This window comes from Pseudomonas sp. GM84 (assembly GCF_000282535.1).
Classification (GTDB): domain Bacteria; phylum Pseudomonadota; class Gammaproteobacteria; order Pseudomonadales; family Pseudomonadaceae; genus Aquipseudomonas.
This window is the reverse complement of sequence record NZ_AKJC01000305.1, coordinates 23419-45053: the sequence shown is the minus strand read 5'-3', so window position 1 is coordinate 45053 and position 21635 is coordinate 23419. Positions and strand designations below refer to the sequence as shown.

Sequence of the window (21635 nt, the reverse complement as noted above, 5' to 3'; positions counted from 1 at the left end):
CTTGCAGTGTGCCCGCCTGCCAGCCCGTGACGGGCTGACAGGCGGCGGGTGTCGCTAAAAAAGAGGGATCAGATGTAGTTGACCAGCGACAGACCAGCGACCTTCGCGTACGCCTGCAACGAAGCCTGCAGCATGTTGGTCTGCATCTGCAGGCGCAGCATCACTTCCGCCGGGTCGCTTTCACGGATCGAGCTTTGCGTCTTGGTGTTTTCGGCGCTCAGCGCTTCATTGGTTTCGGCCTGCACGTCCAACGCCTGGCCGCGACCGCCAATGGCGCTGATCGACGACGATACCTGGTTGGTGGCACTGGCGATGTTGCCGATGGCTGAATCCAGCGAAGCCAGGAAGTTCTGCCGGGCAACGGGATCGTTGTCGACCGGGCTGTTCAGCGCCGTGCGCAACTTGCTGATGGTGTCGAGGACGTTCTGGGTCTGGTGCGTGTCGACTTTGACAGCAAACGAGTCACCCGTATTCGGCGCTCCGGAGAGCTCGAAGCTGACGCCAGCCGCCGTAGCGGTAGTGCCGTTCGGCCCGCCCAGGGCACCGGAGGCGACTGGACGACTGTCAGCGGTAACCGGCGCGGCATACAGTTCGAACGTGCTGGTGCCGGTGAACTTGAGCACTGCCCCCCCGGAGGGGAACGCGGCCTTGTAGGCTGCCTGGTCGGTGATGGTGGCACCGGTCACCTGCTGCGACGACGTGTTGCCCGGGCTGCGCGTGCCGGAGACCTGATCGGCCTTGGAACTCAAGCTGAACGTATGACCAGCGATGGCAGCATCTTCATTGCCCTTGTCGCCATCCTTGAAGGTGATATCCAGGCGCAGATCGACACCGCGGAAGCTGATGGTGCCGTTGTCGACGCCAGGATCGAACTTGCCGCCCTGGCTCGCCTCCAGGGTGACGTCGTTGTTGTTGGCGTCGGTGATCTTGTACTCGGTGCTGCTGATGAACTCGATCTTGTACGGCTCCCCACTGCGGAAGCGATCGTTGTAGGTCGAATTGCCGGAAACCTGGCCGTTGGACAGGCTGATGCGGCCATCGTCGGTGGCCGGTGCGGTCAGCCGGGTCTCGCTGCGACTGGTGTTGAGGGCCTGTTCGAAGGCGTCATAACCGGTCTCGTTGGCCGCCAGGGTGAGCATGTCACCCACCTGCAGGTTGAGCTTGCTCTGGTCGCCCTGGTAGCTGTAGGTGCCGTCGGCATTGCGCACGTAGGGCGGTGTATCGCCCTTGGAGCCAGAGAAGAGGTATTTGCCGTTCTCGTCCTTGCTGTTCATGAGGGTGAACAGTTGGTCTTCCAGCGACGCCAGCTCATCGGCATTGGCCTTGCGGTCGGCATCGGTGAAGGTACCGTTGCCCGAGCTGACGGCCAGTTCGTTGACCCGCTGCAGGATGGTACCGATCGAATTCAGGGTACTTTCGGCAGTGCCCAGCGCATTGCGCACGCTGGTGATGTTGCCCTGGTACTGGCTGAGCATGTTCTGCTGCTGCTCCAGCTGCAGCAGGCGCGCCGCACCAACCGGGTCGTCCTTGGCCGACCGCACGCGGATACCATCGCTGGCCTCCTGCTGAGCCTTCACGGCGTTGGCGAAGTTGCGCTGATAGTTGGCCTGGTTGGTGTTGTAGAACTGCGAAGTAGAGATGCGTACGCTCACGATCTACGGCTCCTTAAAGACTGCTGATCAGGGTGGCGAAGGTTTCCTGGGCCGCCTTGATGATCTGCGACGACGCGGTGTAGTACTGCTGGAACTTGATCAGGTTGCCGGTCTCTTCGTCGATCGACACGCCCGACAGGTTGTTGCGGCTTTCCAGCGCCGAGGTGTGCAGCGCCGTGGTGGCATCAGTGTCCATCTGCGCCTGGCCGGCCTTGCCGCCGACGTTGGACACCAGCTTGGCGTAGGCATCGGTGAAGCTGATGCCCTTGCCGTCGGCGCCGACCTCGACGGTGGGTTTGGTCTGCAGGTCGATCACCGACTGGGCGTTGCGGTTGTCGGCTGAGCCGGCAGCGGTCATGCCGACAGTGAAGGTGTCACCGTTCTTCGGCGCACCGGAGACGTTCATCTCGAAGGTGAAGCTGCTGCCCAGCGAGTTGCCGCTGGCATCGACCATCGGTACCGACAGCTGCAGGGTATTGTCCTGGCCCGGCACGATGGTGCCGCTGCCGATCTCGGTGCCCTTGGCGTCGTACATTTTGTAGGCCTGGGGCGAACTGGTGTCGTCGCCGAACACCAGCTTGACCGGGGTGGAGTACTTCAGGCCGGTCTGCAGCTGCGCGCGCTGGGCCGAATCGTAGATGTCCAGCTTCGACGTCAGGTTCGGCTGGGTGATGGTGCCGGTGCCTTTGTTGCCCGAGCCGCTGGTACCGGTCAACGGCGCCGCCATGGCCAGACGCTTGGGGTCGGTCAGGGCGGTTTCGATGTTGGCCGCGGCATTGCGCGTCGGGGTGATCTTGAAGCTGTCACCGGCACTCAGGCCACCGCCGTTGAGCGACAGGGTAAAGCCATCGATGACGGGCGGCGGCGTATCGCTGAGGTCGAAGCTGCCCATGTCGGTGCCTTCTGGCAACTTGCGCACGCTGTAGCCGGTGGCGCTGGTGAAGGTCACCTGGTAGTCGCTGGCGCTCAGCTTGCCGGTGTCCTTGATGGTCACATCGAGGTTGCCGGAGCCGGCACTGTTGCTGCCCTTGGCAATGCTGCGCTCGCTGATGGCCTTGGCGCTGTTGATGTCGCCGAACAGCGAGGCACCAAATTCACCGTTCTTGTCGATGCCCTGGGCCAGTTGGCTGTTGATCGCGTCGGCCACCACCAGGGCTACGCGGCCCAGCTCGTTGAGCGCAGGGTCGAGGGTTTCGCTGCGATAGCGAATCAGGCCGCCCAGCTCGCCACCGGTGGCGCTGCTGGTGATATCCATCTTGGTCGAGCCGCGGTTGAGGATCAGGCTCATGCGCGTGGGATCGGTCGCGCTGGGAGCGACGCCCAGGGTCTGGGTGGTCTTGCCCAGCACCAGGGACTGGCCGTTCTTCAGGTAGATGTCGTAGTTGCCGTCGCGCTCGACCACGTCGGTGCCGATCAGCTTGTTCAACTCGCGCACCGCGCCATCGCGCTGGTCGAGCAGGTCGTTGGGCTGGCCGGTCACGGTGCTGACCCGGGAAATCTGGTCATTGAGCTCGGCGATGGTCTTGGTCAGGTTGTTCACCTGGTCGGCCAGCGACGCCATGTTGGCGTTGATGTTGCTGTTCTGCTGGTTGAGCTGCGCCGACAGGGTATTGAAACGCTTGCTCAGGGACTGGGCGCTGGTCAGCAGCAGCTGACGCGAGGCGTCCTCGGTGGGCTTGGCCGCAGCGTCCTGCATGGCGCTGAAGAAGCTCTGCAGCGCGGCGGTGATGCCGGTGTCGCTGCCAGACAGGGCGGTATCCAGCGGCGTGATCTGTTCCAGGTACGAGGACGCGTCGCTGCTCAGCGAGGTCGTGGTGCGCAACTGGTTCTCGAGGAACGAGTTGTACACCCGGCGCACATCGGCCAGCGTGGTGCCGCTGCCCATGAAGACCTGGCCGACCTGCTGGCCGCCCTTGGTCTTCTGCACGTTCTGCTGGCGCGAGTAGCTCTCGACGTCGGCGTTGGCGATGTTGTTGCCGAGGGTGTACATCCCCGACTGCGCGGCGCCAAGCCCCGACATGCCAATGTTGATCAGACTCGCCATGGTTCCATACCCTTAAAGTTTCGTTGTGGTACCGAGCGCTGCGTATTGCTCGTACGACTTCATCTGTCTTGCGATCTGCGAGATCTTGCTGGCGTAATTCGGGTCAGTGGCGTACCCGGCCTTTTGCAACTCTTGCACGAACTGTTCTGGTTTATCGGCCGACTTCACCGCATCTTGATAGCGGCTGTTGTTCTGCAGCAGGCTGACCAGGTCGTGGAAACTGTCCTGATAGGAATCGTAGGAACGGAACGCCGCCGTCTCCTTGACGAACTGGCCGTCGCGAAACTCGCTGGTGATCGCCCGCGCCGAATCGCCTTCCCAGTTGCCGGTGGCCTTGATGCCGAACAGGTTGTGGCTGCTGCTGCCATCGCTGTTGCGCATGACCGACTTGCCCCAACCGGTTTCCAGCGCCGCCTGGGCCACCAGGTAGCGCGGGTCGACGCCGATGCGTTTGGCGGCCTGTTCGGCCATTGGCAGCATGGTGGCCACGAACGCGTCGCTGTCGCTGAAGGCTTTGTTCGGCGCCAGCGGCGGCTGGGCCACGGCGCGGCCGGTGATACGCAGGCCGCGTTCTGGCACGGCAAAGGTTTTCGCCACTTGCTGGCCGTCGCGGACCGGCACGGCGGCGCTGTTGGTGGCCGCTGCCGGGTTACCCGCCGACGGCACGATGCCGGCCAGCAGGCGGTCGGTGAGCTTGCTGGGCAAGGCCAGGCGCCGCGAATTGAGCGCGGCCACGTCGTTGCGGGAGGCTGACTGCGCGGCATGCACCGGCTCGGCCACCTTGTTGCCCCACAGCGTCGGGGCATTGCCCTCGATCCGCGGGAACGGGCTGGTGTTGACCGGTGCGCTCTTGTTCTTCGACAGCTGGCGTACCAGCACGTCCTGCAGGCCGATACCGCCGCCTTCGCGGGACATGCTCACGGCCAGCTGCTGGTCGTACATGTCGCGGTACTGCTTGACCGTCGCGCTGTTCATCGGGTTGTCGTCGGCCAGCACATCGCTGGCCTTGCGCGAGGCCTTGAGCATCTCGCTGATGAACAGCGACTCGAACTCCTGGGCCACCTTGCGCACGTTGGCATCGCTGTCGCGATCGCCGTGCTTGAGCGAGCTCAGGCGATTGAGGTCGGTATAGGCGCCGCTGTCGGCAGTGCTGGATACCAGGCTCTTGGAGTTCATCGGCTACGTCCTCAGATCACGATCAGGTCGGCTTGCAAGGCGCCGGCCTGTTTCAGGGCTTCGAGGATGGCCATCAGGTCGCTCGGCGCAGCGCCGACCTGGTTCACCGCGCGGACGATCTCATCCAGCGTGGTGCCCGGGCCGAACTTGAACATCGGCTTGGCTTCCTGTTCGGCATTGACCCGCGAGCGTGGCACCACGGCGGTCTGGCCGTTGGAGAACGGCCCCGGCTGGCTGACGATAGGGTCTTCGGTGATGGTCACGGTCAGGCTGCCGTGGGTCACTGCCGCAGGCGAGACCTTGACGTTCTGGCCAATCACGATGGTGCCGGTACGCGAGTTAATGATGACCTTGGCGACCGCCTGGCCCGGGTCGATCTCGAGGTTTTCCAGGATCGACAGGTAGTCGACGCGCTGGCTCGGGTCCATCGGCGCGCTGACCCGTACCGAGCCACCGTCCACGGCCTGTGCCACACCGGGGCCGAGCAGGTCGTTGACCTTGTCGACGATGCGCTTGGCGGTGGTGAAGTCCGGGCGGTTCAAGTTAAGGGTCAGGGTATTGCCCTGGTTGAAACCGCTCGGCACCGCACGCTCGACCGAGGCACCGCCAGGAATGCGGCCGGCCGACGGAACGTTGACGGTGATCTTCGAACCATCGCGACCTTCGGCGTCGAAGCCACCGACCACCAGGTTGCCCTGGGCGATGGCATAGACGTTGCCGTCGATACCCTTGAGCGGCGTCATCAGCAGGCTGCCGCCACGCAGGCTCTTGGAGTTGCCGATCGACGAGACGGTGATGTCCACCACCTGGCCCGGTTTGGCGAAGGGCGGCAGGTCGGCATGTACCGACACCGCAGCGACGTTCTTCAGCTGCACGTTGCCCGAGCCCGGCGGCACCTTGATGCCGAACTGCGACAGCATGTTGTTGAAGGTCTGCAGGGTGAACGGCGTCTGGGTGGTCTGGTCACCCGTGCCGTTGAGCCCCACCACCAGGCCGTAACCGATCAACTGGTTGGAACGCACGCCAGAAATGCTGGCGATGTCCTTCAGGCGCTCGGCATGGGCGCCGAACGCGCAGGACAGGAGCAAGGTTGCGGCAATCAGCTGCCTTAGGTTGAACATGTTCATCCGTACTCAGAAAGGCCAGAGCGGGCTGATGAAGAAGCGGTCCAGCCAGCCCGGCTGGCTGGCGTCGGCGAACGAGCCGGTGCCCGAATAAGTGATGCGTGCATCGGCCACCCGGGTCGAGGGCACGGTGTTGTCGGTGGCGATGTCGTCGGCCCGCACCATGCCGGCAATGCGCACCAGCTCTTCGCCGGTGTTCAGGGTCAGCCATTTTTCGCCGCGCACGGCGATGATGCCGTTGGGCAGCACCTCGGCGACGGTGACGGTGATCGAGCCGGTCAGGGTGTTGCCCTGGGTCGCCTTGCTGTCGCCCTTGGTGGCGCGGTCACCGCTGTAGCCGGCTTCGAGGCTCAGGTCACCGCTGCCGAACGGGTTGTTGGTGCTCGGGGTGGTGCCGAACAGCGAGGTCAGGCCGATGTCGGCCTTGCTGTTCTTCTGGATCTGCGAGCCGGCGTTCTTGCTCGCCGAGGTCTTCTCGTTGAGCGTGATGGTGATGATGTCACCGACCCGGAAAGCCTTGCGGTCGGTGTACAGGCTCTGCTCGAAACCGGCCTGGTAGATCGAACCGTTGTTGGCCGCCGCCGGCAACGGGGTGCGCGGCAGAACCGGCGCATAGTACGGGTCGTTGGGCTTGGGCGTCGGCGCGACGCAACCAGCCAGCAACACCGCCCCCCCCAGGGCGAAGACGGACAACGAACGCTTCATGACACTTACCTCACGGTGTAACAGGGACTAGGGCCTTGGGCTTACAGCTGCTGGGTGACGAACGACAGCATCTGGTCGGCGGTGGAGATGACCTTGGAGTTCATCTCGTAGGCACGCTGAGTGGTGATCATGTTCACCAGCTCCTCGACGGTGCTGACGTTGGAGTTTTCCAGGGTCTGCTGCAGGGTGGTGCCGAAGCCGTTCAGGCCCGGGGTACCGACCTGCGGGGCGCCGCTGGCGGCGGTTTCCAGGAACAGGTTGTCGCCGATCGCCTGCAGGCCGGCCGGGTTGATGAAGTCGGCGGTCTGCAGGTTGCCGATCACTTGCGCGGCCGGGTTGCCGGCGGTGGTGATCGACACGGTACCGTCCTGGCCAACGGTGAAGGTCTGGGCGTCGTTCGGCACCACGATCGCAGGCTCGAGGGCAAAGCCGTTGGCGGTGACGATCTGGCCGTCGGAGTTCAGGTGGAAGGTACCGTCACGGGTGTACGAGACGGTGCCGTCCGGCTGCAGCACCTGGAAGAAGCCACGGCCGTTGACGGCCATGTCCAGGGGGTTTTCGGTGGTCTGCAGGCTGCCGGTCTGGAAGTTTTTCTGGGTGCCGACGATGCGCACACCGGTACCGACCTGCAGGCCCGAAGGCAGCTCGCTGTCCTGGGTGGACTGGGCACCTGGCTGGCGCTTGATCTGGTACAGAAGGTCCTGGAATTCGGCGCGATCACGCTTGAAGCCGGTGGTCGAAACGTTGGCCAGGTTGTTGGAAATGACCGTGAGGTTGGTGTCCTGGGCGGACAGGCCGGTTTTAGCGACCCAAAGAGCCGGAAGCATCAGTTTTCTCCTCGTGCGCCTGTTTTACGGCACCCGTTCAAATGTGGTTAGCCGAGTTGCAAGACACGCGCCATGGCTTCGTCGCCTTCCTTGGCCGCGTTCATCATCTTGACGTGCAGTTCGAATTGGCGGGACAGCGCCAGCACCGAGCTCATTTCTTCCACGGCGTTGACGTTGCTGCCCTCCAGGAAGCCGGAGACCACCCGCACGTTGACGTCGGCAGCGGCCGGCTGGCCATCTTCGGTGTGGATCAGCCCGTCGAGGCCCTTGTTCAGGCCCTTGATGTCGGGATTGACCAGCTTGATCCGGTCGACTTCGGCCATCACCCGCGGGTCTTCGCCCATGGAGCGGATGCTGATGGTGCCATCGGCGCCGACCTCGACTTTCTGCTCCGGCGGAATGGCGATCGGGCCACCGTTGCCGATCACCGGCATGCCGTTGCCGGCGCGCAGCACGCCGAGGGCATCGATGTTCAGGCTGCCGGTACGCACATAGGCTTCGCTGCCATCGGGTGCCTGCACGGCGATGAAGCCCTGCCCGGCCACGGCCACATCCAGCTCACGCCCGGTCTCGACCATCGGCCCTTCGCTGAAGTCGGTGGCTGGGCGCTCGGTCATGGCGAACGCACGTGACGGAAAGCTGTCACCAAACACCGGCATCGAGCGCGCCTGCTCCAGGTCGCGCTGGAAGCCGTTGGTGGAAATGTTCGCCAGGTTGTTGGCGTGTGCCTTCTGCGCAAGCGCGTTCTGGCTGGCGCCGGTCATGGCCACGTAAAGCATCTTGTCCACAGTCATCCTCCGCTGCACTGGCGAGCGTTTGCCGCTTGCCGTTGCTATGCAGGCACTAAAGCAAGTTCCGAACCAACTTCTTGAAAGCGGGAAAAAGCCCGTGAATACGGGCTTTTGGGGGTTTTGCCTGGGAAGTGAACGCCGGTTATCCGGCGCCGACTTGCCGGTACCGGCAATACACCGCGAAGAGGCCGGCGCTGAAAATCACCGGTCGCGACAGCCACCATTGCTGTAAGGGCCGGCAAATCGCTTCCAGCCCTCCCCCGGCGGCCATTGCGAGCACACCAGCCGCCCATCCACCTGGCTCTCCCAGCGCCACCACGGCGCAGTCCCGGCCTGCGCCTGGTACAGGCAAAACGCGGCGAGCAATGCGACAAGCAGCTTTTTCATGTGTCCTCCGGCAAAAACGACGAACCCCTTCACGACAAAGGGGTTCGCCCACACGCCATCAGCCAGCGACCATCAAGCCATCTGGATGATGGTCTGCATGACGGTGCTTTCGGTAGAGATGGTCTTGGCGTTCGCCTGGTAGTTGCTCTGCGCCTTGATCAGCTCGACCAGCTCCTGGGTCAGGTTGACGTTGGAGCCTTCCAGCGCGTTGGACTCGACGCCACCCAAGGTGCCGGTCTTCGGCGCATCGATGCCCGGAATACCCGAGGTGTAGGTCTCGGTCCAGCGCGTACCGCCAATCTGCTGCAAGCCCTGCTCGTTGGCAAAGCTGGCCAGGGCCACCTGGCCGATGGCGCGCGACTGCTGGTTGCTGAAGCTGGCGAACATCACGCCGGTCGAGTCGATGCTCAGGTTCGACAGGATGCCGGTGGCATAACCATCCTGGGACTGCGACATGCGCGCGGTCTCGGTGTTGTAGGAGGTGGTGCTGCTCATCGACAGCTTCATGCCATCGGCATTGCCAGCAGCACCGTTGCTTGCCCAGTTACCCGAAGAATCTTCCACCGCAGGCACCCAGCCAGTCATGGTGAACGTGCTGTCTTTCACCGTGAACGAGGCACCCGGCGGCAGGCCGGTGTTGTTAGCCGTCATGCTGGCAACCGAGCCATCGCTGTTGAAGCTGATGGTACCGCTGAGCGGGGTGGTCGATGACGGGTCGAACGGGTTGCGCCCATCGATCAGGGTGTACGAGGTCCACTCGTTGGTACCGGTCTTGCGGTAGTACTGCTCCATGGTGTGCTCGTTGCCCTGACTGTCGTACACCTTGGTCGGGAACGATTTGGTATAGGTGGATTCGTCAGACGGGTCGAACGCCTTGTTCGGCACCATGTTGCCGGTGCCATCGTCGACCAGCAGCGGGATGTCGGCGGCCGAGGAGTTCAGGTTGATGCCCTGGTCGATCAGGGTGGTGGCCTTGGGCTGCAGCGCCGAGGTGTCGATCTTCAGGTCGGTCAGCACGCCCTTCTGGATCTTGCCGCTGGAATCGGCGGCATAGCCTTGCAGGCGCAGGCCGTCCGAGGTGACGACGAAATTGTCCTTGTCGGCCTGGAAGGCACCGGCACGGGTATAGACACGCGAACCGTTGTCCGAGAGGACGAAGAAGCCTTGTCCCTGGATGCCCATGTCCAGCACGTTGCCAGTGGTGTTCACATCACCCTGGGTGAACTGCTGGGAAATAGCGGCCAGGCGCACCCCGGCGCCTACCTGGTTCTTGCCTACGCCAAGGCGGTTGGCGCCGGCGTAGACGTCGGCGAACTCGGCGCGCGACGACTTGAAACCGGTGGTGTTGACGTTGGCAATGTTGTTGCCGGTAACGTCCAGTTGTTTTTCTGCTGCGTACAGACCGCTAAGGCCGACGTTGAAAGACATGAATTCGCTCCTGTGCCGCGCTAGCGGGCCTTAGATACCGATGGTTTGTACGTCGGAGAGGGAAACCTTGCCGACACCTGCGAGGTTGAGCACCATTTCGCCGGTGGCGTTGAAGCTGACGCTGGTCACCTTGGCCGGCAGCAGGGTGTTCATCTGCACCGACTGGCCATCGACGGTGGTGCTGGCGGTGAAGGTGTAGGTGCCTGGGTCGACTTTTTCGCCGCTGGCATTGGTGCCGTCCCAGATGAAGTCGGCATAACCGGCTTTCTGTTCGCCCATTTCGATGGTCTTGACGGTGTTGCCGTCCTTGTCCTTGATGGTGATCTTCGCTTCGCTGATCGCCTGCGGCACGATGAACTGGCCGTTGAAGCTTTCAGCGGTATCGACCACCGCCTTGTCGTTCTGCACGATCACCGAACGGCCCACCAGCGACGAGGCCTGCAGAGCCTGGGACGACGCCATCGCATTGGTGATGCTGGTGACCGAGTCGTTCAGGTTGGTGATGCCTTCAAGGCTGCTGAACTGTGCCAACTGGGCGACGAACTCGCTGTTGTCCTGGGGATCGAGCGGGTTCTGGTTCTGCATCTGGGTAACCAGCAACTGCAGGAACGCGTCCTTGCCGAGCGTGTCGGAACCGGTCTTGGAAACGGTATCGGTGGTCTTCTTGGTGGGCGTACCGACACCCGATGCCGTGAGGACTTCGTTGAGGTTTACACCGCTGGTGCTATCGACTGCCATGGTCTGGATTCCTTATCACTGACCCAGGGTCAGGACTTTCTGCATCATGTTCTTGGCGGTGTTCATCAGCTCGGCGTTGGTCTGGAACGCGCGGCTGGCGGAGATCATGTCGGCCATCTCCTCGACCACGTTGACGTTCGGGTAGTAGACGTAGCCGTCCTTGTTCGCCGCCGGATGGTTCGGCTCGTAGCGCGCCTCGAGGTTGCTCTGGTCTTCGACGATGCCCTTGACCTGCACGCCCTGCCCGGCCTCGCCCTGGTCTTCGAACAGCGACTGGCTGCTGCCCGCCTGGGCGTCCTGGAAGGTGGTGGCGAACACCGGGTGACGGGCGCGATAGGTCTGGTCGATGCTCGACGACACGGTCTCGGCGTTGGCGATGTTGGAGGCCACGGTATTGAGGCGGGTGTTCTGCGCACTCATGCCGCTACCGGCGATGTTGAAGACACTGGCAAGTGACATGCTTATTCTCCGCGCAGGGCCGAAACCAGCCCTTTGAATTTACTGTTGAGCAAGGTGAAGCTGGCCTGGAAACCGATGGCGTTTTCGGTGTAGTTCGATTGCTCGATGTGCGCGTCCACGGTGTTCTGGTCGATCGACGGCTGGGTCGGGGTGCGGTACTGCAGGGTTTCGTCGTTCATCGCCAGGCCTTCGGCCTCGATGTGGCGGCTGTTGGTACGGTCCATGGCGAAGCGGCCACCGCTTTGCTGCTTCTGGCTTTCGGCGGCGAGCACCGAGGAGAAGTCCATGTCACGCGCCTTGTAGTTGGGCGTGTCGGCGTTGGCGATGTTGTTGGCCAGTACCTCGGCACGCTGGGCGCGAAAGCCCAGGGCTTTTTCGTGGATACCAAGTGCCTTGTCGAAACTGATGCTCATGTCGGGGAAACCTTCGAAGGTTGACCGGAATGTCGTTGGCGAAGCTATAGCAAGGGCTGTGCCAAGGTTTTGAATGCCCGTGAATGCTGGGCTGTGAGGGCGGTGTGAGCGAGGGGCATGCCAGAAAAGCGGCAAAGTGCTTCCGCCTGGCCATGGGAAAGCGGCAATTGGCGGGTGGCAAAAGCGGCAAAACAAAAAATTGACGTCAACTGGAATGGGGCCGCTTCGCAACCCATCGCCGGCAAGCCGGCTCCCACACAAACTCAGCGGGGGTTTTCTGTGGGAGCCGGCTTGCCGGCGATGAGGCCAGTGCAGACAACAAAAAGGCCGGCAACTTTCGTTGCCGGCCTCTTGGCTTACTTGGCCTGGTAGATGATCCCGGGGCTGCACTGCACCATCTGGTAATGGTCCGGCAACCCATTGAGCGCCTCGGACGCCCCGAGGAACAGATACCCCCCCGGTTTCAGCGTGCTGTGAATCCGCAACAGAATGTCCTTCTTCACCTGCGCCGAGAAGTAGATCAGCACATTGCGGCAGAACACGATGTCGAACTTGCCCAAGGCCGCGTAGCTGTCGAGCAGGTTGAACGAGCGGAACTCGACCCGGCTGCGAATCGCCGGCTTCACCGCCCAGCGCCCCGGCCCCTTGGGGTCGAAGTAGCGCTGCAGGCGCTCCTGGGACAAGCCGCGGGCAATCGCCAGGCTGTCGTACTCACCGGTCTTGCAGTTGTTCAACATCGACCCGGAGAGATCGGTAGCGACGATCTGCGCGCCCATCTTCAACTGGCCCAGGTTGCTGCGCTCGAACTCATCGATGGCCATCGAAATGGAGTACGGTTCCTGGCCCGACGAGCAGGCCGCCGACCACATGCGCAGGCGCTGGCCGGGGTTGTTCCTGATGAACTCGGGGATGACCTTGTTCTTCAAAACTTCAAACGGGTAGCTGTCGCGAAACCACAGGGTCTCGTTGGTGGTCATGGCGTCGACCACCTGCTCGCGCAGGCCGCCGCGCGGCTGGGTCTGGATGCGCTGCACCAGCTCACCCAGGCTCTTGATGCCCTGTTGCTCCATCAGCTTGTTGAGACGGCTGGAAACCAGGTACTGCTTATTCTCCCCCAACAGGATGCCACAGGCTTTCTCCAGGAAGACCCGGAACTGTTCGAACTCCAAATTACCCGTAGACACTACTGCCGCCTCTTTTCAATCTCTGGTGCCGGGAGCGCGCCCCCGGCTGCTTCAATGCGCCGCCTTGATCCGGTCGACCACGCGTTGGGCCAGGTCGTCCGGCTTGAACTTGGCCAGGAAGTCATCGGCACCGACCTTCTTGACCATCGCCTGGTTGAATACCCCGGACAGGGAAGTATGCAGGCAGATGTGCAATTTTTGCATGCGCGGATCGTTGCGGATCTCCGCGGTCAGCGTATAGCCGTCCATTTCTGGCATTTCAATGTCCGAGATCATCATCAGGAACTCTTCTTCCGGCCGTTTACCCTCCTCCACCAGCTTGCGCAGGTAGTTCAGTGCCTGGCGACCGTCGTTGAGCGCCACCACTTCCACGCCCACCGTCTGCAGGCAGCGGCTGACCTGCTTGCGTGCCACCGACGAATCGTCAACGGTCAGCACCCGCAACAGCACAGCCTTGTCCTGCACCTCGGCATCCACCACACCCGCGGACACCTGCTCGGAAGACGGCGCCACCTCGGCCAGCACCTTCTCCACGTCGATGATCTCGACCATGCGGTTGTCCACCCGGGTGACCGCCGTCAGGTAGTGGTCGCGGCCGGTGCCCTTGGGTGGCGGATGGATCTCTTCCCAGTTCATGTTGACGATGCGCTCGACCGAATGCACCAGAAAGCCCTGGGTCTTGGTGTTGTACTCGGTGATGATCACGAAACTGTTGCGCGTTTCTTCCTGCAGCCCTGGCAGGCCGGTGGCCATCGACAGGTCAAGGATCGGAATGGTCGCCCCGCGAATGTTGGCCACGCCGCGCACCACCGGGTGCGATTTGGGCAGCACGGTCAAAGCCGGGCACTGCAGCACTTCGCGAACCTTGAACACGTTGATGCCGTAGAGCTGCTGGCCATTAAGGCGGAACAACAGCAATTCCAGGCGATTCTGCCCAACCAGCTGAGTGCGCTGGTTGACTGAATCCATTACCCCCGCCATGCCTGACTCCTTCTGTTTTCTGCCTGTTGGTAGCGACTCGATCAGCGAGTCGGCACGGGCTTTGCTTTTTTGAGCGCCATGTACATGAAAACGACAATTTTCCGACGACTGACGCCGCTACTGAGCGCTGCGCTGGCCGCATTGTGCCTGCTGGCACCCGGCGTTCGCACGCTGGCGGACGCGGTTACCTTGCCTGAACAGCTTATCGGCGTCACCCAAGGGTTTCTTGAATTCGCCGTCGAGGATTACCTGGCCACCACCCAGACGGCCGGACGCTACGAAATCCAGGTCAGCCCGCTCGACCCTCGCCTGCGCATGCCGCTGTGCAGCCAGCAGCTGGACGCCTCGCTGGAAAGCCCGTCGCAACCGGTGGGCCGAGTGACCGTGCGAGTGCGTTGCGATGGCGGCGCACCCTGGACACTGTTCGTACCGGCGACGGTGCGGCTGTTTCGCGATGTGGTTGTGGTTACCCGCCCGCTCAAGCGTGACAACGTGATTGGCGAAGGCGACGTGGCCCTGCGCGAGCGCGATGTGGGCACCTTGACCCAGGGCTTTCTCAACGACCTCGACCAGGCGGTGGGCATGAAGATGGTGCGCTCCACGGTGATCGACCAGGTGCTCACCCCACAGCACCTGGAGCAGGCCGAGGTGGTGCGCAAGGGCGATCACGTGGTCATCACCGCCCACAGCGGCAGCCTCAGCGTGCGCATGCCGGGCGAGGCGCTGGCCAAGGGTGGCCAGGGCGAGCAGATTCGGGTGCGCAATCTCAATTCGAAACGGGTGGTCAAAGCACGTGTCACCGGCCCCGGCCAGGTCGAGGTGGCCATGTAAATGGGCTGGCGATGCGCGGGCGGTTTTCCTAAACTGTGTCGGAAACGGGTACACGGGCTTGCCGACAGGCGGCTGTGCATTTGTGCCTAAAGTTTTATTCGGGTTGGCCGAAAACAAGGCAAGCGTCCAAATACCCAGAGGTTTCTGATCATGGTCATCGACTTCAGTCGTTTGAATAACTCTCCGTCGGTCACCGGCGGCGTTCGCGGCAATGCCGCGCCGGGCACTGCCGACAAGGCGGGCGAGCCGGTCGAAGCGCCGAAAAGCGCCAGCGGAGAAGCGGTACACCTCAGTCAAGAGGCCCAGCAGTTGCAGAAGATCAGCGACAAGCTGCGCGACCAGCCCGTTGTCGACAGTGCCCGCGTGGCGCAGTTGAAGCAGGCGATCGCCGATGGCAGCTACAAGGTCGATGCCGGCCGGGTCGCCAGCAAACTGCTCGATTTCGAAGCTCAGCGCTGACCGTTCGGCGCGCTGACTTCACGGACGCTATAAAAGCCAAGAGTTAGCCATGCACGACATCACTTTGCTGCAACTGATCGAAGACGACCTCGCCCCGACCCAGGAACTGCTCGACCTCCTGCAAAAAGAGGCCGTGGCCCTGCACAGTCGTGACCTGGCGCCGCTGGAAGGCATCCTCGCCCGCAAGCAGTCGCTGATCGTTCTGCTCGAGCAGCAAGGCCTGCGCCGCAACAACCTGCTCGCCAGCCTCGGCCTCAGCGCAGATCGCGCCGGGGTGCAAGCAGTGGCCGCGCAGTCGCCAAACGGCGACGTGATCATGCAACAGCTCAATGTGCTCACCCAGCTGATGGATGCCTGCCAGAAGGTCAACGAGACCAATGGCCGGATCATCCAGGTGCAACAGCACGTCACGGCCAACCAGGTCAGAATCCTCATGGGCGGCGATTCTCCGTCGCTCTACGACAACCGTGGCGCCACCTCGCCACTGGCCAAGCCCCGGGCGCTCAGCCAAGTTTGATTATTCCTATTCAAGGCACAGGACATACTGGCAAAATGCCGTTACTTGCGTGTGTCGTTTTTGCCTGGAGATTGATAACCCGTGTTCAATGAAACCGATGCTCCGCAGCCGCCCAAGGTGCTGAACACTCCTCTGGAGATTGCCGCCAACCTGCGCCAGTTGCAGGAGAGCCATGATCCCTTGATCATCACCTTCCACGAGCGCAGCCAGCGGTTCCAGAGCTATGTGGTACACGTGGACCGCGAGAGCAACACCCTGGCGCTGGACGAAATGATTCCGCGCGATGGTGAAAAATTCATCGAGAACGGTGAAGCGTTCCGTGTCGAAGGCTTCCACGATGGCGTGCGCATCGCCTGGGAATGCAACCACGAACTGAAGATCACCGAAGTCGACGGCCACCGCTCGTACCGTGGCGCCCTGCCGGAAGAAGTGACCTACCACCAGCGCCGCAATGCTTTCCGCGCTGCGCTGAAGCTGTCGCAACTGGTCGACATCATTCTCGACGGCAGTCACCTCAAGGGCAACGGCGCCCTGCGCGGCAAGCTGCTGGACATCTCCGCCACCGGCTGCAAACTGCGCTTCGACGGCAATGTCGAAGAACGCCTGCAGCTGGGCCAGGTGTACGAGCGTTTCAAGGCGGGTAACCCGCTGGGCCTGGTGGACTGCATGGTCGAGTTGCGTCACCTGCATTATGAAGAGCGCATCAACACCACCTTCGCTGGCGTGCGTTTTCACAACCTCAGCGGCCAGGCGCAACGCAAGATCGAGAGCTTCGTGTACCAGCTGCAGCGTGAAGCGCGGCGGTTCGATAAAGACGATTATTGATCGGCTGCTGGATGTAAAAAAACGCCACCCATTGGGTGGCGTTCTTGTTTGTACGCTTCCTGTACCGGCCTCTTCGCGGGGCAAGCCCGCTCCCACAGGAGCATACCTGGCTTCGAGAACTGCACAGTAACTGTGGGAGCGGGCTTGCCCCGCGAAGAGGCCGGTAAAGCCAGTACACGCCTCAAACCGTCTTGCTGACTTCTCCCGCCTCAGCGGGTTCGCCCTTCTCTTCCACCTCGGTATCTTCGGCCGCCACCGGTGTCTGCATCACATCCTGCACGGTCTGCTCATCCACCCGAGGGTCAAGCGCTGCCGACAAAGGCGAACCCGCCGCCGGCATCGCCACGTGCCCCAGTGGCGCGTCCTGCACCTGGTGAAGCCCGGTAACCGCCTTCGGCCGAATGCGCCACACCAGCACCAGGGCGAAGAACGCGAAAAAGGCATAGAGCATCTGCGCGCCCAGCACCTTCATCAACACCCCTGCCGCCAGCGGCCCGATACAGGCGCCCACGCCATAGGTCACCAGCAACATGGCGGTCAGCGAAACCCGTCGCTCGCTTTCCACATGGTCATTGGAAAACGCCACCGCCAGCGGATACAGGCAGAACTGCAGCAACGAGACCACAAAGCCCATGCCGAACAGCAACTCCAGCGGCACGCTGGGCAGGAATGCCAGCGGTGCCGAGACCAGCGCCAGGCCCACCGCCACACTGCGGATCAGCACGGCCCGGTCGTAGCGATCGGACAGCCAGCCCAGCGGCCACTGCACCACCAGGCCGGCGAAGATGCAGCAGCCCATGAACAGACCGATCTGCTCGGTGGTCAACCCTTGGCTGGAGGCATACAGCGGCGCCAGGCCGTAGAACGAACCGACGATCAACCCCGAACCCAGCACCGTACTGAGCGACTGCGGCACCCGCTTGATGAAGAACTTCGGCTCCATCGGTGCCGGGCGCAACGGTGCCGGGTGGATGCGCCGGGTCATCGCCACCGGCACCAGGCACAGGGCAAAGCACATGGCGACCAGCATCAACAGTTCAGGCCCCAGCTGCGGATGCACCACCAGGATCAACTGGCCGAGCACCAGCCCCAGGTAGGAGGCGATCATGTAGCCACTGAACACCGCGCCACGGTGCTTGGCATCGGCCTGCTCGTTGAGCCAGCTCTCGATGACCATGTACTGGCACATCATCCCCAGGCCGACAATCATCCGCAGCCCGACCCAGGCCGGTAGCCAGCTGGTCAGGCCATGGCCAAGCACCGCCGCGCCGACGATACCGGCGCAGGTGGCATAGGCGCGGATGTGCCCTACCCGCCCGATGAGCCGGTGGCCGACCTTGCCGCCTACGGCAAGACCGAAATAGTTGGCCGCCATCAACGCACCGACCCACAGGCTGTCGACATGGTCGGCCGCCAGGCGCAGTGCCAGATAGGTACTGAGCAGGCCCGAGCCGATCAGCATCATCAAGGCAGCGAAATACAGCGACTGAAAGGGCTTCCAGATGTTTCGCATACGTCCCCTCGGGCTCCCTGGTCAGGTGGCGTTGACCTGGCAAGCATAAAAGCAAATGCGCCGTGGCGCAGGCCCCCCAAGGCGAAATACTTCGCCAGGGGCGCGTCCAGTAGCGCTCGTGTCGCGATCAGGCTTGTGCCGCCAGCACTCGCCGCTCCCAAGGCGTGATCTCGTCGAAGAAGTCGGACAGTTCCAGTGTCTTGCTGGCCACGTAACCTTCGATGAATTCGCTGCCGAACAGTTGCTGCGCCAGTGTGCTGCGCTTCAGCCGCTCCAGCGCGGCGTGCAGCGTGCAAGGCAGGCTCAGATTCTCGGGCACCTCGAACTCGCCCTGGATGGCCGGTGCCGGCTGCAGGCGCTGCTCGATACCGTGCAGGCCAGCTGCCAGGCTGGCGGCAATGGCCAGGTAGGGGTTGGCGTCGGCGCCGGGCAGCCGGTTCTCCACGCGCCGCGCCACCGGGGCGCTGGCCGGAATGCGCAAGCCCGCGGCACGGTTGTCATGGGACCAGCAGGCATTGTTCGGCGAGGCATAGGGATGGCACAGGCGCTGGTACGAGTTGACGTTGGGGGCGAACAACGCGGTGAAATCGGCCAGGCAAGCCTGCAGGCCACCAATGAAATGATGGAAGGTCTCGGTCGCTTGCCCGTGTTCGTCGGTGAACACATTTCGCCCGCTGGCCGTATCGACCAGGCTCTGGTGAATGTGCATGGAACTGCCGGGCGTGTGCGCCAGCGGCTTGGCCATGCACACCACGATCAGGCCATGCTTGAGCGCCACTTCCTTGAGCAGGTGCTTGAACAGGAAGGTCTGGTCGGCCAGCAGCAGCGGGTCGCCATGCAGCAGGTTGATCTCGAACTGGCTGACGCCCATCTCGTGCATGAAGGTATCGCGCGGCAGGCCCAGTGCCGCCATGCACTGGTAGACCTCCTGGAAGAACGGGCGCAGGCCGTTGTTGGAGCTGACGCTGAAGGCCGAGTGGCCAAGCTCGCGGCGGCCGTCCTTGCCGAGCGGCGGCTGGAACGGTTGCTGCGGGTCGCTGTTGGGCGCGAAGACGAAGAACTCGAGCTCCGTCGCCACCACCGGCGCCAGGCCAAGGGCCGCGTACCGAGCGATCACCGCCTTGAGCTGGCCGCGGGTGGACAGCCCCGAAGGCCTGCCATCGAGTTCGACGGCATCGCAGATGGCCAGGGCCAGGCCCTCTTCGCTCCACGGCAAGCGGTGGATTTGCGCGGGCTCTGCCACCAGCGCCAGGTCGCCATCGTCGCTGCCGTAAAAGCGCGCCGGCGGGTAGCCGCCCATGATGCACTGCAGCAGAACGCCACGGGCCATCTGCAGGCGGCGGCCTTCGAGGAAGCCTTCGGCGGTCATCACCTTGCCGCGGGGCACGCCGTTGAGGTCGGGGGTGATGCATTCGATCTGGTCGATGCCCTTGAGGGACTCGGCGAGGGGGCGTTGGGCGGCGCTGGTCATGACACTTGTCCTTGTTGTTATCAGCTGGCAACAACATAGGCTGGGGGTGTTTAAAATATCAAGCACCTGGTGTGGTGCCTGTACCGGCCCTTTCGCGGGACAAGCCCGCTCCCACAAGCACACCGCCGAATATGACTACTGCAGAGTATCTGTGGGAGCGGGCTTGTCCCGCGAAGAGGCCGGCACTGCCCCCTTCATTCCCGCAAGGTCATGCCATTGGCCGGCAATGGCAATGCAGTCTTGTACCGCACCTGCTTCAAGGCAAAACTCGACCGAATATTGGCCACCCCCGGCAACCGCGTCAGGTAGTCGAGAAACCGCTCCAGCGCCTGAATGCTCGGCAGCAGCACCCGCAGCAAGTAGTCCGGGTCGCCCGTCATCAAGTAGCACTCCATCACTTCCGGCCGCTCGGCAATCTCTTCCTCGAAGCGGTGCAGCGCCTGCTCCACCTGCTTCTCCAGGCTGACATGGATGAACACATTGACATCCAGCCCCAGCACTTCTGGCGACAGCAAGGTCACCTGCTGGCGAATCACGCCCAACTCCTCCATGGCCTTGACCCGGTTGAAACAGGGCGTGGGCGACAGGTTCACCGAACGCGCCAGCTCCGCGTTGGTGATGCGGGCGTTGTCCTGCAGGCTGTTGAGAATGCCGATATCGGTACGATCGAGTTTGCGCATGAGACAAATTCACCGGTTTTTTGTGTTTATTCAGAATGTTTATCTTCAGTGCGCGTTAAAGGCAATCAACTTGAGAGAAAAATTCTCCCGGGCTGTCACTACTATGTAACTGACGCTGACCTACCAGTCACAAGCCGGTACTCAGCGGCGACCGCTTCAGAGCTCACAAAAACAACACCCGAGCGAGCGTAAAAAGCATGAACGAGTACGCCCCCCTGCGTTTGCATGTGCCCGAGCCTACCGGCCGGCCAGGCTGCCAGACCGATTTCTCCTACCTGCGTCTGAACGATGCCGGTCAAGTCCGTAAACCCCCGATCGATGTCGACGCTGCCGACACCGCCGACCTGTCCAAGAGCCTGGTCCGCGTGCTCGACGAGCAAGGCAATGCGCTGGGCCCCTGGGCCGAAGACATCGACCCGCAGGTCCTGCGCCAAGGCATGCGTGCCATGCTCAAGACGCGCATCTTCGACAGCCGCATGGTAGTCGCCCAGCGCCAGAAGAAAATGTCCTTCTACATGCAGAGTCTGGGCGAGGAAGCCATCGGCAGCGCCCAGGCGCTGGCGCTCAACCGCACCGACATGTGCTTCCCCACCTACCGCCAGCAGAGCATCCTGATGGCCCGCGACGTGTCGCTGGTGGAGATGATCTGCCAGTTGCTGTCCAACGAGCGCGACCCGCTGAAGGGCCGCCAGCTGCCGATCATGTATTCGGTGCGCGAGGCCGGCTTCTTCACCATCAGCGGCAACCTGGCGACCCAGTTCGTGCAGGCGGTCGGCTGGGCCATGGCCTCGGCGATCAAGGGCGATACCAAGATCGCCTCGGCCTGGATCGGCGATGGCGCCACTGCTGAATCCGACTTCCACACCGCCCTGACCTTCGCCCACGTGTACCGCGCGCCGGTGATCCTCAACGTGGTCAACAACCAGTGGGCGATCTCCACCTTCCAGGCCATCGCCGGCGGTGAATCGACCACCTTCGCCGGGCGTGGCGTGGGCTGCGGCATCGCCTCGCTGCGCGTCGACGGCAACGACTTCGTCGCCGTGTACGCCGCCTCGCGCTGGGCTGCCGAACGCGCCCGCCGTGGCCTGGGTCCGTGCCTGATCGAGTGGGTCACCTACCGCGCCGGCCCGCACTCGACCTCCGACGATCCGTCCAAGTACCGCCCTGCCGATGACTGGAGCCACTTCCCGCTGGGCGACCCGATCGCCCGCCTGAAGCAGCACCTGATCAACATCGGCCACTGGTCCGAGGAAGAACACCAGGCGGTCACCGCCGAGTTCGAGGCCGCGGTCATTGCCGCGCAGAAGGAAGCCGAACAATACGGCACCCTGGCCAACGGCCACATTCCGAGCGCGGCCTCGATGTTCGAGGACGTGTACAAGGACATGCCCGACCACCTGCGCCGTCAGCGCCAGGAACTGGGGGTTTGA

At 62.9% G+C, this 21635-nt stretch carries 22 protein-coding genes; 5 read left to right on the top strand and 17 right to left on the bottom strand.

What is annotated here, in order from left to right:
- Nucleotides 1–68 precede the first annotated feature (68 nt).
- The 14 genes from PMI38_RS21440 to PMI38_RS21375 all read right to left on the bottom strand — a co-directional run bounded on the left by PMI38_RS21440 (nt 69) and on the right by PMI38_RS21375 (nt 13909).
- Nucleotides 69–1652, bottom strand: a complete 1584-nt coding sequence (locus PMI38_RS21440; RefSeq protein ID WP_008098729.1) for a flagellar hook-associated protein 3 — start codon at nt 1650–1652, stop codon at nt 69–71.
- Nucleotides 1653–1665: 13 nt separating this feature from the next.
- Nucleotides 1666–3696: a flagellar hook-associated protein FlgK gene (flgK, locus tag PMI38_RS21435; RefSeq protein ID WP_008098727.1), complete on the bottom strand. Its 2031-nt coding sequence runs from the start codon at nt 3694–3696 to the stop codon at nt 1666–1668.
- Between the two features lie 12 nt (nt 3697–3708).
- Nucleotides 3709–4872, bottom strand: coding sequence for a flagellar assembly peptidoglycan hydrolase FlgJ (flgJ, locus tag PMI38_RS21430; protein WP_008098726.1), 1164 nt, complete (start codon nt 4870–4872; stop codon nt 3709–3711).
- A gap of 11 nt (nt 4873–4883) precedes the next feature.
- Nucleotides 4884–5993, bottom strand: coding sequence for a flagellar basal body P-ring protein FlgI (locus PMI38_RS21425; RefSeq protein WP_008098724.1), 1110 nt, complete (start codon nt 5991–5993; stop codon nt 4884–4886).
- Between the two features lie 12 nt (nt 5994–6005).
- A complete protein-coding gene (flgH, locus tag PMI38_RS21420) occupies nt 6006–6701 on the bottom strand; it encodes a flagellar basal body L-ring protein FlgH (protein WP_008098722.1) in 696 nt (231 codons plus the stop codon).
- 41 nt (nt 6702–6742) lie between these two features.
- Nucleotides 6743–7528 carry a flagellar basal-body rod protein FlgG gene (flgG, locus tag PMI38_RS21415; protein WP_008098720.1) on the bottom strand — a complete coding sequence of 262 codons (786 nt, stop codon included), beginning with the start codon at nt 7526–7528 and terminating at the stop codon, nt 6743–6745.
- A gap of 47 nt (nt 7529–7575) precedes the next feature.
- Complete coding sequence (locus tag PMI38_RS21410) at nt 7576–8316, bottom strand: flagellar basal body rod protein FlgF (protein ID WP_008098718.1); 741 nt, start codon at nt 8314–8316, stop codon at nt 7576–7578.
- Nucleotides 8317–8520: 204 nt separating this feature from the next.
- Nucleotides 8521–8706, bottom strand: coding sequence for a hypothetical protein (locus PMI38_RS21405; protein ID WP_008098715.1), 186 nt, complete (start codon nt 8704–8706; stop codon nt 8521–8523).
- 72 nt (nt 8707–8778) lie between these two features.
- Nucleotides 8779–10134 (bottom strand): flagellar hook protein FlgE, encoded by a 1356-nt coding sequence (flgE, locus tag PMI38_RS21400; RefSeq protein ID WP_008098713.1) that lies wholly within the window; start codon nt 10132–10134, stop codon nt 8779–8781.
- 30 nt (nt 10135–10164) lie between these two features.
- On the bottom strand, nt 10165–10872 hold the full coding sequence (gene flgD / locus PMI38_RS21395; protein WP_008098711.1) for a flagellar hook assembly protein FlgD: 708 nt from the start codon (nt 10870–10872) through the stop codon (nt 10165–10167).
- Nucleotides 10873–10887: 15 nt separating this feature from the next.
- The gene (gene flgC, locus PMI38_RS21390; RefSeq protein WP_008098709.1) at nt 10888–11331 is read right to left on the bottom strand and encodes a flagellar basal body rod protein FlgC; all 444 of its coding nucleotides are present in this window, start codon (nt 11329–11331) and stop codon (nt 10888–10890) included.
- Between the two features lie 2 nt (nt 11332–11333).
- Nucleotides 11334–11744 carry a flagellar basal body rod protein FlgB gene (flgB, locus tag PMI38_RS21385; protein WP_008098707.1) on the bottom strand — a complete coding sequence of 137 codons (411 nt, stop codon included), beginning with the start codon at nt 11742–11744 and terminating at the stop codon, nt 11334–11336.
- A gap of 356 nt (nt 11745–12100) precedes the next feature.
- Nucleotides 12101–12928, bottom strand: coding sequence for a protein-glutamate O-methyltransferase CheR (gene cheR, locus PMI38_RS21380; protein ID WP_008098705.1), 828 nt, complete (start codon nt 12926–12928; stop codon nt 12101–12103).
- A gap of 51 nt (nt 12929–12979) precedes the next feature.
- On the bottom strand, nt 12980–13909 hold the full coding sequence (locus PMI38_RS21375; protein WP_008098703.1) for a chemotaxis protein CheV: 930 nt from the start codon (nt 13907–13909) through the stop codon (nt 12980–12982).
- A 78-nt stretch (nt 13910–13987) separates the two neighbouring features.
- Between PMI38_RS21375 and flgA the strand changes: the two genes are divergently transcribed.
- The 4 genes from flgA to PMI38_RS21355 all read left to right on the top strand — a co-directional run bounded on the left by flgA (nt 13988) and on the right by PMI38_RS21355 (nt 16541).
- The gene (gene flgA, locus PMI38_RS21370; RefSeq protein WP_043274057.1) at nt 13988–14740 is read left to right on the top strand and encodes a flagellar basal body P-ring formation chaperone FlgA; all 753 of its coding nucleotides are present in this window, start codon (nt 13988–13990) and stop codon (nt 14738–14740) included.
- Nucleotides 14741–14890: 150 nt separating this feature from the next.
- Nucleotides 14891–15199 carry a flagellar biosynthesis anti-sigma factor FlgM gene (flgM, locus tag PMI38_RS21365; protein ID WP_008098699.1) on the top strand — a complete coding sequence of 103 codons (309 nt, stop codon included), beginning with the start codon at nt 14891–14893 and terminating at the stop codon, nt 15197–15199.
- A gap of 49 nt (nt 15200–15248) precedes the next feature.
- A complete protein-coding gene (locus PMI38_RS21360) occupies nt 15249–15716 on the top strand; it encodes a flagella synthesis protein FlgN (RefSeq protein ID WP_008098697.1) in 468 nt (155 codons plus the stop codon).
- Between the two features lie 81 nt (nt 15717–15797).
- Nucleotides 15798–16541 carry a flagellar brake protein gene (locus PMI38_RS21355; protein WP_008098695.1) on the top strand — a complete coding sequence of 248 codons (744 nt, stop codon included), beginning with the start codon at nt 15798–15800 and terminating at the stop codon, nt 16539–16541.
- A gap of 181 nt (nt 16542–16722) precedes the next feature.
- Here PMI38_RS21355 and PMI38_RS21350 read toward each other — a convergent pair whose 3' ends face one another.
- The 3 genes from PMI38_RS21350 to bkdR all read right to left on the bottom strand — a co-directional run bounded on the left by PMI38_RS21350 (nt 16723) and on the right by bkdR (nt 20205).
- A complete protein-coding gene (locus PMI38_RS21350; RefSeq protein ID WP_008098694.1) occupies nt 16723–18054 on the bottom strand; it encodes an MFS transporter in 1332 nt (443 codons plus the stop codon).
- A 127-nt stretch (nt 18055–18181) separates the two neighbouring features.
- On the bottom strand, nt 18182–19423 hold the full coding sequence (locus tag PMI38_RS21345) for a glutamine synthetase family protein (RefSeq protein WP_177324922.1): 1242 nt from the start codon (nt 19421–19423) through the stop codon (nt 18182–18184).
- 296 nt (nt 19424–19719) lie between these two features.
- Nucleotides 19720–20205, bottom strand: a complete 486-nt coding sequence (bkdR, locus tag PMI38_RS21340; RefSeq protein ID WP_008098689.1) for a Bkd operon transcriptional regulator BkdR — start codon at nt 20203–20205, stop codon at nt 19720–19722.
- A gap of 197 nt (nt 20206–20402) precedes the next feature.
- Between bkdR and PMI38_RS21335 the strand changes: the two genes are divergently transcribed.
- Nucleotides 20403–21635, top strand: coding sequence for a 3-methyl-2-oxobutanoate dehydrogenase (2-methylpropanoyl-transferring) subunit alpha (locus tag PMI38_RS21335; protein ID WP_008098687.1), 1233 nt, complete (start codon nt 20403–20405; stop codon nt 21633–21635).

What these genes read in the sequence shown, in the direction of transcription:
- flgC (WP_008098709.1), bottom strand. Translation starts at nt 11,331, where the DNA reads ATGTCACTTGCCAGTGTCTTCAACATCGCCGGTAGCGGCATGAGTGCG.
- PMI38_RS21375 (WP_008098703.1), bottom strand. Translation starts at nt 13,909, where the DNA reads ATGGCGGGGGTAATGGATTCAGTCAACCAGCGCACTCAGCTGGTTGGG.
- flgB (WP_008098707.1), bottom strand. Translation starts at nt 11,744, where the DNA reads ATGAGCATCAGTTTCGACAAGGCACTTGGTATCCACGAAAAAGCCCTG.
- flgH (WP_008098722.1), bottom strand. Translation starts at nt 6,701, where the DNA reads ATGAAGCGTTCGTTGTCCGTCTTCGCCCTGGGGGGGGCGGTGTTGCTG.
- flgD (WP_008098711.1), bottom strand. Translation starts at nt 10,872, where the DNA reads ATGGCAGTCGATAGCACCAGCGGTGTAAACCTCAACGAAGTCCTCACG.
- flgM (WP_008098699.1), top strand. Translation starts at nt 14,891, where the DNA reads ATGGTCATCGACTTCAGTCGTTTGAATAACTCTCCGTCGGTCACCGGC.
- flgG (WP_008098720.1), bottom strand. Translation starts at nt 7,528, where the DNA reads ATGCTTCCGGCTCTTTGGGTCGCTAAAACCGGCCTGTCCGCCCAGGAC.
- PMI38_RS21405 (WP_008098715.1), bottom strand. Translation starts at nt 8,706, where the DNA reads ATGAAAAAGCTGCTTGTCGCATTGCTCGCCGCGTTTTGCCTGTACCAG.
- flgJ (WP_008098726.1), bottom strand. Translation starts at nt 4,872, where the DNA reads ATGAACTCCAAGAGCCTGGTATCCAGCACTGCCGACAGCGGCGCCTAT.
- bkdR (WP_008098689.1), bottom strand. Translation starts at nt 20,205, where the DNA reads ATGCGCAAACTCGATCGTACCGATATCGGCATTCTCAACAGCCTGCAG.
- PMI38_RS21335 (WP_008098687.1), top strand. Translation starts at nt 20,403, where the DNA reads ATGAACGAGTACGCCCCCCTGCGTTTGCATGTGCCCGAGCCTACCGGC.
- PMI38_RS21345 (WP_177324922.1), bottom strand. Translation starts at nt 19,423, where the DNA reads ATGACCGCCGAAGGCTTCCTCGAAGGCCGCCGCCTGCAGATGGCCCGT.
- flgE (WP_008098713.1), bottom strand. Translation starts at nt 10,134, where the DNA reads ATGTCTTTCAACGTCGGCCTTAGCGGTCTGTACGCAGCAGAAAAACAA.
- PMI38_RS21350 (WP_008098694.1), bottom strand. Translation starts at nt 18,054, where the DNA reads ATGCGAAACATCTGGAAGCCCTTTCAGTCGCTGTATTTCGCTGCCTTG.
- flgA (WP_043274057.1), top strand. Translation starts at nt 13,988, where the DNA reads ATGTACATGAAAACGACAATTTTCCGACGACTGACGCCGCTACTGAGC.
- PMI38_RS21425 (WP_008098724.1), bottom strand. Translation starts at nt 5,993, where the DNA reads ATGTTCAACCTAAGGCAGCTGATTGCCGCAACCTTGCTCCTGTCCTGC.
- flgK (WP_008098727.1), bottom strand. Translation starts at nt 3,696, where the DNA reads ATGGCGAGTCTGATCAACATTGGCATGTCGGGGCTTGGCGCCGCGCAG.
- PMI38_RS21360 (WP_008098697.1), top strand. Translation starts at nt 15,249, where the DNA reads ATGCACGACATCACTTTGCTGCAACTGATCGAAGACGACCTCGCCCCG.